Origin of the sequence: Photobacterium japonica (genome assembly GCF_050337005.1) — a bacterium.
Classification (GTDB): Bacteria; Pseudomonadota; Gammaproteobacteria; order Enterobacterales; family Vibrionaceae; genus Photobacterium; species Photobacterium japonica.
Genome location: NZ_JAKJSN010000025.1, coordinates 71523 through 84151, shown reverse-complemented (window position 1 = coordinate 84151; position 12629 = coordinate 71523). Strand labels below are relative to the sequence as shown.

Below are 12629 nucleotides of genomic sequence, written 5' to 3'. Positions count from 1 at the left end.
ATCTTATCCATTTTAACTGAGCTCCCCATAGTCATCTTTTTACATCTAATTTACTTGGCAATGCATCAATTCTTCCGTGACGGTTAATTCCCATCGCCCCATGCCTTCAAATAACTGTTCAATTTGCTCTCTATTCAATCTGACTGAACATCCGTTAGACGAAAGCACGACAGCCTTTAAAATTGTTTGGATCTCTTTTTTTGAAAACGAACTTTGTTCATAAAACCATCCGTCATCTGAACCCGGGGGTAAATCAAAGTGTATTTCTTTATACTCAGATGAATCAAGAATAAACTCACCTTTGATTGACACGGCCTCATCTGTATTATTAACAATTGAAACGAAACCTAAGGATGTACATCCCGACAAAAAAACCAATACAATCACAAACATTATGTTCAGAGTTATCTTATCCATTTTTAATGATACTCATATTAAAAATCATGCAATGAATAATCTCGTTGCTTTATTGATTCCCTATAACATTCATTGCTTAATCTGTCGTTATCGTCGCCTCGATCGCAATATTTAATCGATGATTTATTTTTATTACATTAATCATGCATGATAGCCCTTCAATCACGACAAACATAAAGTAAAAAAACCCAATGAAATTAAAACGATTTTTATCATTTAGCTTACTCTTTATCACGTTAGGGCTGTATTTGACAGGCTATCACATATTTACCTATGGTCTTGGTTTTCCTGACGGACACCTCACCGATTATGATAGAGTCATCAAGCAATTATCTTGGGGGTTTGCGTTACCCTTTCTTGCACTTGCGATGAATTTTGGCTATTTAGGGTACTTTGCATCCAAGAAAGATATTTTCGTACCTTTACGTCGAAGCATTATTTGGTTATTGCTCTTAATCGGCTTATTTTTCTTTCTTGAACACGTCTTTTTTTCAATGCTTAACCACGGACAAGGTGGGTAATTTTCGGCACCCCATCATGTCATCGGTAATATAGAACCACCACTTGCTGCGTTTTTTAACGGCGTTGTCAATGCGTGCTCGGTCTAATACCGTTGTGCATCCATCGGGGTGAGACAGTGTGATACGCTTGAGGTCACCATCCAAGATTTCTGGCATCCATTCATGGCGGTCAAAAAACCACCCCCCACTTTTACCGGGCGCCAAGTGGAATACCCTGTTGGGACTGTCTTCTATGTAGTAAGTAAACGTGCCCGTAAACGTGACGTCTTTATCGGTTTTATTCATGACCACGACCGAATGTGTCGTGACGCAGCCTGTTAGCATAAACCCAGCAATCACAAGAAACAGCCGCTTCGTCATCACGTGTGTTTTCTTTCTCAGAGCCATGTTGTCCCTTCCTTGGCCATTACCGTTACGGGCAATCCGATAGCGTCTATATACGTCATCTATTTACAGCGCATAACATCACTGTACACGAAGAAAAGCATGAAGAAATACCCATCATGTCATCGCACCCCATTACAGAAAAGCCTTTGAATCGAGTTCAAAAAAAGCGCGATATCTCTATCGCGCTTTTTCGACTTTATCTCTATCACTGGGTAATCGACTTACACCGTTACCGTCACTTTTTTTGCCAATGACATGGCAAGGTTGTTGTCGTAATACGCCGCTTCATTGATGAAATGCGGGTAGGCTTCATAATCGCCGTCCCAAGTGATCACCGAGCCATCAAACAAGGTGAAAATAGGGTCACCATGACGTAACACCGTAAAGTCAGCGTCTTGCACATTGCGGTGCACCATACCGATACGCTCACCGTTTTCATCTTCCGGTAACTTCAAGGTTTCATGGTATTTGTACGCATCAAACGTTGCAGGTAATACAGGGACAGCATTGCGGTTATGTAAATCGACAAAATCAAGAATATGACCGGTCATTGTATCCATCCAGTCCAACACATCCTGACGGATGACCGACTGCGGTTGTGGCCCCACTTCCACAATGACACCTTGATCTGCAATCGAGCATAAGAAATGATGCTCCGTCACTGACACTTCATCTTCCAGTACAATCACCGCTTCTGGCATCTTGGCTTTCACGTACGCGCCTAATTGGCGGTTAAAGCTGTCTTGCTGAAGCAAGATCAATGATGGCCCCATGTTACTGGTGGTGTTGTGCAGATCGATGATGAAGTCGGTTTTCGCCTCACCTTTCGGGCCGAGTTGGGCATTAATGGCTTTCGCACGGCTTTGTTCGTAATTGGCGAGATCAGGATTGGCGAGATCTGCCACGCCGAACTGGCGGTTCATATCACAATCTAAATAACGCTTATTTGCGTCAAAGGCTTGCGGGTTGGCAAAAACGGTTTGGGTAGTAAAACTGCCGCGTGTAATGTCAGCGGTTTGTTGCTGCCATTTACGCAACAAGTAAATACCGCTGAATTCATTACCGTGGGTACCGCCAACAATGGCGACCTTGTCTATGTTCTTCGTCCCTGTAGTCACAGTTTGAGCTCACTCTGTTTGAAAATGAAAAAGGTGATACCCAACGAATACCAGTTTCGCATCCATTTTTCCAGCAAAAGCTACAGCGGACGCATTTGCGCCAACTTCAAGTAAGCATGTAGTTCCCCATTTTTATATTCAATGGCGGAATGAATACTGCTGTCCTGATTCGCGACTACTGCACACTGGTACGCGTTGGCGCCTTTTTCAATGCGTAATTCAAGTATGCCATCCACCAGCTGCCACTCACCCACGGTTTTTTCTCGCTTAAATAGAGTGAATTCTTCCAAGGTGCCATTGGGATAAAGCACAAGCTCAGTGATGTAACCGGCACTGCAGCTTTTGATCCAACGCTGGCTGGCAATTTCATCATGATGGAAGTTACGCTTGGTGGCTAACCAAAGATTCAGCGCCTGTTGCTCTTCCGCTTCAGGTTGTGGCAGGGCATCCAATTCCAGCAACCTGACACGGGCAGATTCACGATAAAACAATTGCAACAGTTGCTGCGTTTTTTTTGCCATTTTTCGCTCCAGACACTCAGACAACACAGGCGAACATACCTGCTGATGTGATACCTAAGTCACCTCAGGCACGTGGATATAATGTAGAGCGAGGCTGATGACAAATCTAGTGATTGTACGATGAGGTCACAATAATGTTAGGCGGGTCAAAAATTCACTTTGCCACGCATCACTTTCGTTTGGCCACGCTGTGATTTTTGATCCATGCGACGGCGCTGAGATGAGCGGGTCGGTTTGGTGGCATGACGAGTGCGTTGTTGTACCATCGCGGCACGAATAAATTCGGCTAAACGGTTTAAGGCATCTTCACGATTTTGCTCTTGCGTGCGAAATTGCTGCGCCTTAATAATAATGACGCCTTCTTTGGTGATGCGGCCGTCAGACAGCGCCAGCAGGCGCTCTTTGTAGAGCGGCGGTAACGTCGAACGATGGATATCAAAACGCAAATGAATGGCACTGGACACTTTATTGACGTTTTGCCCACCCGCACCTTGCGCGCGGATAGCGGTTAATTCAATTTCCCAATCGGCCAGTTGAACAGTATTTGAAATGGTAAGCATGGTATCTCAATACAAACAAGGATGTATCAAGTATACCTGTAAGCTGTACCCAATAGCGAGCCTGAGACCGCCCTCGGCATAACGTGGGGCCACCGCACTGCTACCACGGTTCATGCCTTTCTATCGGCCAGAGGCACACACTGTTTTTGCCGACGACAACGTTCAGAACAGTATTTCACCTGCTCCCAACACGCCTGCCATTTCTTGCGCCAACGAAATGGACGCTGGCACACAACGCAGTTTTTTTGTGCCAGTTGTGATTTTTTCATGACGCCACACACCACCCGTGTGACACCGCTATACGATGCCAGGTCCGTTATTCGTGTCCGTTAATACGTCGAACAAACAGCATCGGTTCAGTGGCGTCACATCGCAGCATGGCGCACAAAGCTTACACACCCAATGTAAAGATCTGCGCCATCAGTAAGAGCCATAGCCCGACCCCAATCACCGCATAAGCACTAAAAATAAGGCATACCTTCAGTTTGTAGAGAAAGCACGATAACAACATACGAACCTCCTAATGCACATTGGCCGCCGCCAACATGGCTTCGCCCAAACGCAACACCACTTTAACATTGCTGACTATAGGCTGAATAAGAGGAGGATCACTGTCTGATAATATAGGGGAATAGAGACGTAAATATTTGAGAATAAGGCAACAGTTTACCGCATATTGACGTCTAAGCAGGCGGGGGTTTTGAGACTCACCCAATGATTTATGCGGGCACACTGTCCAGTAAGCCACCGTCTATCTCTTCTGATACCTGCGGTATTTGCAGGTTATTTTCATCCCGGGATTTCAAACGAAACTGCAGCGGTGTAACGCCATATTTTCGTTTAAATACATCACAGAAATACGCCGAACTACCAAATCCTGCACGGTGGCTCACTTGCAGGACAGAATAATTTGAAAACGTCAGGTAATTAAGCGCGACGCCCATTCGGACATCCAGCACCAACTGACTAAACGACATGCCTTCTTTGGAGAGGTGGCGCCTTAACGTGGATGGCGTGGTAAAGAGGCGATTAGCCACTTCTGCCATCGTCCACTTACACTGCGGATCCTGCATAATGATACGAGCAATGGTGCGTTCTTTAGGCTCGTCGTAGTCGTACCGTAATGTGTTATACAAGTCGATACCCTGCTCTGCGATGGCTTTCAGGATGAAATACAGGCTTTGATTTAAAAAGGCCTGCTCCATCGTTTTTTCCGGCAGATGGGGCAAAAGTTGCTGAATCAACAAAAATTGCTGACACACATTGGCGGGGGTATTCAGTGCATAAATACGTTCACTCTGGGATTGTGTGCTGTTTTTCGTAATATACTGGATACTGCGCAACAGTTCAGCCAACACACCTTCATTGATCGTGATCTTCTGCACCTTCACCGAGGCATCGGTCGATGAAACATGACACGACACATAACTACAGTTAGGCACAATAAGCAGCATGTCACCACTGAGTTCAATATTCACCCCGTTAATACTGACGAGGCCTTCACCATTTTCCACATGCACAAGCACGCTTTCATCAATATAAAATTCTTTTAAGATGATATGTTTATCAGATATCAGTTGATCATAGTTCATGGGGGGCATCACTCAATGAGCAATGATACGATCCATCTCTTTGATAATATTGGGAAGCGAACTCACCTAACACTCAAACAAACCGTCATTGCATACGAAACTGCTCAAGTATATGAATATCTCACTCTAAAAGCCCTTCCAAAATGCGCATTTATGGCATTATCTGCATATATCTGAACGTCTTGAGCAAATATCTATATCGTTATCACCCATTTACTGACCGTATGCCAAACAAAAACACCTCGCCAGCGCGAGGTGCTTCCGTTAAGCAGGTGACTGAATAACGTATTAGAACGCGTATTCTGCTTCTAAGCCCCAGTTACGACCCGGCTGTGTACGGCGTTCAAGGCCGCTCTTGTCGTTGTCAAAGCCCGCGACATCGTTGTAGTCCCAGTACTTCACATCAAAGGCATTAAACAGGCCTGCACGCACTGTCAGATCTTTCATTGGACGGTAATACGTGGTCACATCCGTTACGGCATAGCCCGGTGCTTTCACGTTATCAACACCATTGGCGTTGCTCCAGTCATCGCCGGATTTACCCGCCACCGCTTTCATCGACACTTTGCCGCCGTAGGTGTCATCCTCATTGGCATAACCCACCGCCATATAAGCGGTTAACGGTGCAACCGTATCAATCGCATCACCCGTATCTTTGTCTTTGCCTTTTGCATACGCCAGACTCATGTCAGAGTACATGCCGACGGGTACGCCTGCGAGCGTTGCCAGATCCACCTGTGCAGACACTTCCGCACCGTAGATTTCAGCACGGTTGATGTTTTGCGTTGTCCAGACTTCTTTGCTGGATGGGTCATTAGGATCTTCGCCTTCAATCATGCGATCTTCAATGAAGTTTTTGTAGTCGTTATAGAACACCGACATCGCCACACGACCGTAAGCGTTATTGATACGCAGACCCGCTTCATAAGACGTACTTTCTTCCGCTTCCAAATCGGGGTTAGGAATAAACGTCACCCCCTGATCGTAGAAGTAGTACAAGTCTTGCAGTGTCGGCGCTTTGAAGCCCTGACTCACCTGTGCAAACGTACTGTAGGTCTCGTTCCAGTGGTACACGGCGCCCAAGCGACCGGTCAGCGCATCATTCTTGCCTTCTTCGTAATCACTGTCGCCCTTAGGCTTCGAGCGGAACGCGTCGTAACGCAAACCGGCGTTCAAGACCAGTGCTTCATCCATCAAGAACATTTGATCCTGAACGAAGATACCCCATTTTTCCGATTCCGCATTCGGTACTTCCGGTGATGCATCCGTCGCCACACCCGTATCACGATTGATGTTGCGGTAATCCAGTGTGAATTCATTGCTGACGTAACTCACGCCATACACCACTTCGTGGTAGCTGCTTTCCAGTTCAAAGGCTTTGTTGAACTGGACATCTGCCTGCCAAGATTCATCCTGACCATTACGCTGACGGTTACGATTTTGCGAGCTGAAAACCGAGCCATTTTTCTTGATGGTCAGATTATCCAAGTTGTCGTGATTTGATTCGGTTTTCAGATAAGCAACACGCCAATCCAATTTATCGAACGCGGCGTTATTAGCCTGCCACTCATGCTCGAAACTGTAACGTTGGCGTTTATCCGCATCTTTCGCACGCGTATCGGAATATTCATACACCGTCGGCCCCATATTGATGGTGTCGCCTTCATCAGACAAACGCGTCACGTCTTGATCACGGTTAAAGGATTCAACAGAAATGCCGACGCGGTGTGCATCGTTGATTTGATAAAAAGCTTTCGCAAGAATGTTATTGGAATCAAAATCTAACGGATCTGCCGCACCACGATCTTCGCCGGTAATATCCGGACCACCGTAGGTTTCTGTTTCATGCCCTTGGCGGTAGGTATACATCAACAAGGTTTCCAGATCGCCAGTACGGTTCGCCACTGTTGCGGTACTTTTGAAGCTGTCATCCTCGCTGTAGTAGCCCGTCTTGATGCTCGCATGGGTATCATCCCCTTCCTTCGCTAACAAATCAGACGGATTCTTGGTACGCATGATCACCGCACCGGCCAATGCATCACTGCCGTACAAGCTAGAAATAGGCCCTTTGTTGATTTCAATACGCTGCAGGGTATCGGTTTCAAAGGTATTGTTATATTTACGCATTACGTCGGCACCCGGGTTATAAGTGCCCGGCATTTCAACGCCATCAACGATGGTTTTTACATAGTTTTCATCACGGCCACGAATATTGAATCCGCTCAGGCCAAAACGGCCATTGCCTGACATCGACACACCGGGTTCCGCTTCCACCGCTTGTTTCAGGTTCTGCGCCAAATCATTATCAATATCTTGACTGGTGACCACATCCACAGAAGCCGCCACGTCACGTACACTTTGTTCACTACGGGTCGCAGAAACGACTACTTCATCAAAGGTATAAACATCTTGAGCCACTGCACTGCCTGAGCACAGTAAGCCAACCAACAACGCCAGTTTATTTTTTTTGATTGTCATCATGAATTCACTCTTGTGTTTAGGCATAGACATGCCATCACGCTGAAACAGCGCTAACTTTCCTGTTATAAAAAGGAGGAAATATAAATAGTGTAATTATTTACTAAAAATTCTTCTTTCTCATATAACGTTCATACCCTGCACGATCATCACGCACTGAATGTATATAAGCGGGTAAAAATAATTTTTGGTGAAATAAGTAAATTTGGCGTTCTCCGATATGTTGTGCGATTGTCATTCATGCACACTCAACATAAGGGAAACAGTCTTGGTTCATCCTATTTGTTTTTCCTTCTCTGTCATTTTTATTATCAATGTTATTTTTAATCAACGACGCGCAGCAATAACACACTCGCCAAAGACAATGGCGAGTGCAAGATACGTTATTCAATTATCATCGATATAATGAATGGTCGTTAGCCGTTTTGATGGGCTTTCATATTTTGTACGTGACCTTCATCTAAGTGCACGACAGAAAGCAGATCTTCACCCGTTACATCAAAGGCTTGACCAAAGCCCTTCACATAACGCCCTATCACAGGATTTAAGCGATACAAGTGGAAATCGCCAAGTTGGCTCAGGTTGCCAATCATCTCTCCAAGGCGAGTTTCCATCACGTCAATGGCGGTTTTCCAATGTTCCGAATCACGGTCAACCAGTTCCGCTTGCGTATCAAAAGACAAACGACGACGAGCAAAAATAGTACGCGCTTCGCTTTCATCTTCAATCWTCATAATCGAAACAGTTTTCGCGTCTTTCAGGTTACGGCCATGCTGCGCCAAATCACTCACCAAAATATAATACCCCTGTTCAGAGAAAGCGAAAGGGGCATAACTGGTGTGTGGTTTACCGTCTTTATCAACTGTACCTAGTTGCAATGTTTTTCGTGCATCACGGAATGCTTGAATTTCTGGCCCTAAACGGTTTTGTAGACGCTCTGCCTTATCCATCATTGTGCCAGTTCCTTTTTCATGTCGTTAAACAGTGCAATTTGTTCAGGGAATAATTGGCGTTTTTTGTCACGCCCCAAATAAATTTTAAATACACAATGACCCGTCTGATCATAGAAGCCAATATAATGGCTTTCTGTTCCACGGAATGGTTTGCTGACAAACGCAATATCCGAGACCAAATCTACACGCAGGTGACCGTTTAATTGGCCGTCACGCCCCATCAAGTTGTAGTAACCGTGTGCCACTTTACCTTTCGGGAAATCCGCTTTGAACTCAAATACCGAACCACCAGAGTGAACGATCGTCGTTACCTTGCCCCACGTCGGCATGGCTTCCAAAATGGTTTGAGCCAATGTACCCACAACGTGAGTCACCATGGTTTCTGGCAATGCCAGTGTGATCTCGCCTTCTGTGAGCGATAATGCCTCGGCCATGTTTGACACAGGGGTATGTTCATCTTCAGTCAGGTACGCGGCAACACGTGCCTTCGATTCTGCGGTAACAGTAATGGTGGGTTGCATGCTCTTGCTTCTCCTAAACGGCCTTACTTTCTTCATTATTCATGAACAACGCGGGCTCACCTTATGCGGCCATCGTTGTTGTGTTGTTCTGTAATACTTCAATCAAGTTTTGTGCCAACGTGACGGCCCAAAATTGCCCCGCCAATGTCAGCGACAGGTATCCGTGCTGCCCCTCCTGTTCGAGAGTCACTAACCCGTTTTTCTGCCAGACCGCAAATAACGGTGTCAGGGCCTGAAACATGCCCGCTCCTGCCACTCGGTCCAATTGACGCTGCGCTAACACACCGGCATCAAACCCAGACTTAATCACCGCTGACACGGCTTTGTTTGCTGGTGCCATCATCAACATGGTGACAGGGTGCTGCTTGGCTTTAATCGCTGCAATGTAACTGTCCATATCGCGGTTTTGCATCATCTGACAGCCATTAATATTGCCACCTGCGCCAGCACCCAAAGGCATGATCTCTGCGGTGGTCTTTGCTAATGAATTATAGATACTACGTTCGCGGTTATCTGATGCCCAATGGTTCACACTCAAACGACGTTGATGGTGTTTCGCCATAAAGGCCACGCCCATTTCAAACATGCTCGCTTTCATTTGTGTATCAGCAGGATGCGGTAACTTGCCTTGCTCGACCATGCGCGCCATCGGCAAGCCCTGCATTTCAATCAATTGATACAGGTCGACACCGTGAGCACCGGAATCTAGATAATCATGCAAGTCTTGTTGCCAAATCTCTAATGTTTGATGCGGCAAGCCGTACAGTAAATCCAGCACAATCGGCGCAGCGTTGTATGAGGCCAAACGGTTGATGGTTTCCAATACCGTGTCACGATCATCAAAGCGTTTCGCACTTTTACGCACGTCGGTATTAAAGCTTTGCACACCAAACGAAAAACGGTTAACGCCGGCTTCTAACGCCGCTTCAAATTTATCCAAGCCAAAGCGATTAACTCGACCTTCAAGGGTGATTTCGCAATCTGGCGTGAGAGAGAAATAACGGCGTACATCCGACACTAAATCGTGGATATGGCCAGCAGAGAGATCGGTAGGTGTACCGCCACCAATGTAGACTGCTTGAAACGGCGCGGCTTGTGTCCAGGCTTCGGCCGCTTTCCAGCGAATTTCTTCGCGCAGCGCCTCCATATAGGTATCAATCAGCGATTTACTGGATGCGTATTGGAAGAAGTTGCAGTACGTACAACGCACACGACAAAAAGGGATATGAATATACAAACAACGTGGGGCATGCGTATCGCTCGGCACTAACGCATGCGCCGCTTGCAACGAAGATTGAATAGCTTCGCCCGTGATAGGACGTGTCATCCCGCCGGCATGGGCACTTTTCTTACGCTGGAATGCGAAACGAAGCGGATCGGGCGTATCTCGTCCCACCAGCTCTACATCATGTAAATCAAACTTCATCGCCTGAACAACCTCTACGATCTCTACTACAGATAAACAGCCGTTGGGTTTTTCGGCTTGTTTTCAATTCGTTGCTATAATATCGATCACAAAAGAGAATGCAACTGATAATTGATCTCATTACCATTCCCATGCATAATGCTCACACTTTCCATTACTTCACAACGCAGGAGAGAGTGTGAACACTCGGCGGTACGTAGTTTGTGGTGTCGTTTCTATCGCACTACACAGTCTGGCCATTTCAGCCAAACAACCTGTTCAAGAAATATTTGCCGTTGAGGACACGCAAACCGGGCAACACGTTGCTATTCAGCTCGTGGCCAGAGCGTCTCAACCTGCGTCGGTTTCGCCTGAAAATACCGTTTCTGACCCGGTTTCGGACACAGTTTCTGATACCAAAGCGCCTGAACCTGTCGTTAAACAACCGGAACCCGCTAAATCTGAGGTGAAGAAGACCGCGCCAAAGCCAACGCCCAAGCCGATCCCGAAACCCGCTCCTAAGCCGGAACCTAAATCAAAACCCAAACCGGTTGAAAAACAGGCAAAGCCAGTGACTGATCCGGTTAAAAAACCACGTCCCGCGCTCCCTATCAGCAAAGATCCCAATCCGAACACGCCACACACCATGGCGAACGCTGATATGAATCAAGCGAAAGACAGTGCGCCGAGATTAATTGACCGCCCCACGTTTAAGGTGCGCCCAACACAACCCACTTACCCGCGCATAGCAAGAAGAAAAGGACTAGAAGGCAATGTCTTGCTGGATGTCTGGCTCGATGAAAAAGGCGAGCAAACTCGACTTGAAATCGCAAAAAGCTCCGGCCATGCCGTGCTTGATGAGGCGGCCATAAAAGCCGTGAAGAAATGGCGCTTTAATGGGTACCAGGAAAACGGTATCCGCTTAGCGCATCGCGTGAAAATCCCTGTTCGTTTTAATTTGGACTGATCATGTTAAACCTTGAATTTTTCTCCTCTATCCATGCTCAGCTTGGCCTAATGACCTGGCCACTGACGATCTTATCTGTACTGATGATGATGCTGATTATTGAGCGTCTTATCTTCGTTGCCTTTAACAGCAAAACGAACAGTAAAAATCTTCAGCGAGAGTTAGATCAACTTTCGCTGAAAGATGACAGCCAATTGGCGCAATACGTTGCCGCTCACCAGCATGATAAAAACACCTTGTCGCAAGGTCTGTGCATGCTGATCAGCCATCGTGACTTCACCAAATCATTACGTGAAGAAGCAGTGAGCATCTGGCTGCAGAAAAAACGCCGTCAATTCACCTCAGGCTTAAAACTGCTCAACATCATTGGCGTATTGAGTCCGTTGATCGGCCTGTTAGGCACCGTGTTAGGTCTGATTGACATGTTTAAAGGCTTGTCTTCCACCCAAGGGGCGATTTCACCGTCTGAACTGGCCGACGGGTTAGGCTTGGCAATGGCAACCACCGCCGCTGGGTTATTGATTGCCCTCCCTGCGATTGCGGCTTCGCAACTGTTTAACCTGTGGGCGGATAAAACGCTGGCGAAAATCGAATACATCCTGAACCACTTTAATCTGCATTTGGCGGGTGTCTCTTTCAATGATAACGGCATCTGCCCGGCACAAACCTGTGCAACCCCATGTGCCGCCCAGAACACTACAGATAAAAGTCAGCACTGCCAAACGCACAGCGCCAATGATGCACCGCGTTTTAACCCAACGGAAAACGTCGCATGATTCAGTCTCGACCAGTGAACGATGAGTCTTCCTTCGTTCCCGATTTAACCCCTCTGCTCGACATCATTTTCATCGTGATGGTGTTTTTATTGCTGACCGCCAATATCCAAATCCAAACGATGGAAGTGGCGATCCCACAAACAGAAGAAAGCAAGGTACTCAACCCTGCTGATGAAGACATGCTTGCCATCACCGTGCTTGCCGGTGAGGCCTCATGGGCACTGCAAGGAACGCCTTACCCTGACTGGGCAAGCTTTACTGCTGCCTTCATGGAAAACCGTCAACGCCACCCGAATAAACCGGTGGTCATTGCAGCAGACAAACAAGCCAGTGTTGAGAACATGCTGAAGGTTTTAGCCTTCTTGCAGAGTAACAACATCAATGCCACCAATATTGTTATGGAAGAAGAATAA

15 protein-coding genes are annotated in these 12629 nt (G+C 46.7%); 4 read left to right on the top strand and 11 right to left on the bottom strand.

Annotation, left to right across the window (positions count from 1 at the left end; translation table 11 throughout):
• Positions 1–45 precede the first annotated feature (45 nt).
• A complete protein-coding gene (locus L4C36_RS11365; protein ID WP_428477915.1) occupies positions 46–417 on the bottom strand; it encodes a hypothetical protein in 372 nt (123 codons plus the stop codon).
• 191 nt (positions 418–608) lie between these two features.
• On the opposite strand from L4C36_RS11365, the gene L4C36_RS11360 reads away from it, so the two are divergent.
• Positions 609–938, top strand: a complete 330-nt coding sequence (locus L4C36_RS11360; RefSeq protein ID WP_428477914.1) for a hypothetical protein — start codon at positions 609–611, stop codon at positions 936–938.
• On the opposite strand, the gene L4C36_RS11355 is transcribed toward L4C36_RS11360, so the two are convergent.
• From L4C36_RS11355 to hutW, 10 genes are all read right to left on the bottom strand, one after another.
• Complete coding sequence (locus tag L4C36_RS11355) at positions 909–1325, bottom strand: hypothetical protein (RefSeq protein WP_428477913.1); 417 nt, start codon at positions 1323–1325, stop codon at positions 909–911. The two genes, L4C36_RS11360 and L4C36_RS11355, sit on opposite strands and share 30 nt — an antisense overlap.
• A 221-nt stretch (positions 1326–1546) precedes the next feature.
• Positions 1547–2443, bottom strand: coding sequence for an aspartoacylase (locus tag L4C36_RS11350; protein WP_428477912.1), 897 nt, complete (start codon positions 2441–2443; stop codon positions 1547–1549).
• 80 nt (positions 2444–2523) lie between these two features.
• The gene (locus tag L4C36_RS11345) at positions 2524–2964 is read right to left on the bottom strand and encodes a hypothetical protein (RefSeq protein WP_428477911.1); all 441 of its coding nucleotides are present in this window, start codon (positions 2962–2964) and stop codon (positions 2524–2526) included.
• Positions 2965–3110: 146 nt separating this feature from the next.
• Positions 3111–3524: an alternative ribosome rescue aminoacyl-tRNA hydrolase ArfB gene (gene arfB, locus L4C36_RS11340; RefSeq protein WP_428477910.1), complete on the bottom strand. Its 414-nt coding sequence runs from the start codon at positions 3522–3524 to the stop codon at positions 3111–3113.
• A 110-nt stretch (positions 3525–3634) separates the two neighbouring features.
• Entirely contained in the window at positions 3635–3793 is a 159-nt protein-coding gene (locus tag L4C36_RS11335) for a DUF2256 domain-containing protein (protein WP_428477909.1), read from the bottom strand.
• Between the two features lie 450 nt (positions 3794–4243).
• Positions 4244–5116, bottom strand: coding sequence for a helix-turn-helix transcriptional regulator (locus tag L4C36_RS11330; RefSeq protein WP_428477908.1), 873 nt, complete (start codon positions 5114–5116; stop codon positions 4244–4246).
• Between the two features lie 288 nt (positions 5117–5404).
• On the bottom strand, positions 5405–7594 hold the full coding sequence (locus tag L4C36_RS11325) for a TonB-dependent hemoglobin/transferrin/lactoferrin family receptor (RefSeq protein ID WP_428477918.1): 2190 nt from the start codon (positions 7592–7594) through the stop codon (positions 5405–5407).
• Between the two features lie 416 nt (positions 7595–8010).
• A complete protein-coding gene (gene hutZ / locus L4C36_RS11320; RefSeq protein ID WP_428477907.1) occupies positions 8011–8547 on the bottom strand; it encodes a heme utilization protein HutZ in 537 nt (178 codons plus the stop codon).
• A complete protein-coding gene (hutX, locus tag L4C36_RS11315) occupies positions 8544–9068 on the bottom strand; it encodes a heme utilization cystosolic carrier protein HutX (protein ID WP_428477906.1) in 525 nt (174 codons plus the stop codon). The genes hutZ and hutX overlap by 4 nt, the downstream gene beginning before the upstream one ends.
• A gap of 61 nt (positions 9069–9129) precedes the next feature.
• Positions 9130–10494 (bottom strand): heme anaerobic degradation radical SAM methyltransferase ChuW/HutW, encoded by a 1365-nt coding sequence (gene hutW, locus L4C36_RS11310; protein ID WP_428477905.1) that lies wholly within the window; start codon positions 10492–10494, stop codon positions 9130–9132.
• Between the two features lie 178 nt (positions 10495–10672).
• Between hutW and L4C36_RS11305 the strand changes: the two genes are divergently transcribed.
• Genes L4C36_RS11305 through L4C36_RS11295 form a run of 3 tightly spaced genes read left to right on the top strand, consistent with a single transcriptional unit; the run spans position 10673 to position 12629 of the window.
• On the top strand, positions 10673–11440 hold the full coding sequence (locus tag L4C36_RS11305; protein WP_428477904.1) for an energy transducer TonB: 768 nt from the start codon (positions 10673–10675) through the stop codon (positions 11438–11440).
• Between the two features lie 2 nt (positions 11441–11442).
• The gene (locus tag L4C36_RS11300) at positions 11443–12216 is read left to right on the top strand and encodes a MotA/TolQ/ExbB proton channel family protein (protein WP_428477903.1); all 774 of its coding nucleotides are present in this window, start codon (positions 11443–11445) and stop codon (positions 12214–12216) included.
• On the top strand, positions 12213–12629 hold the full coding sequence (locus L4C36_RS11295; RefSeq protein ID WP_428477902.1) for an ExbD/TolR family protein: 417 nt from the start codon (positions 12213–12215) through the stop codon (positions 12627–12629). The genes L4C36_RS11300 and L4C36_RS11295 overlap by 4 nt, the downstream gene beginning before the upstream one ends.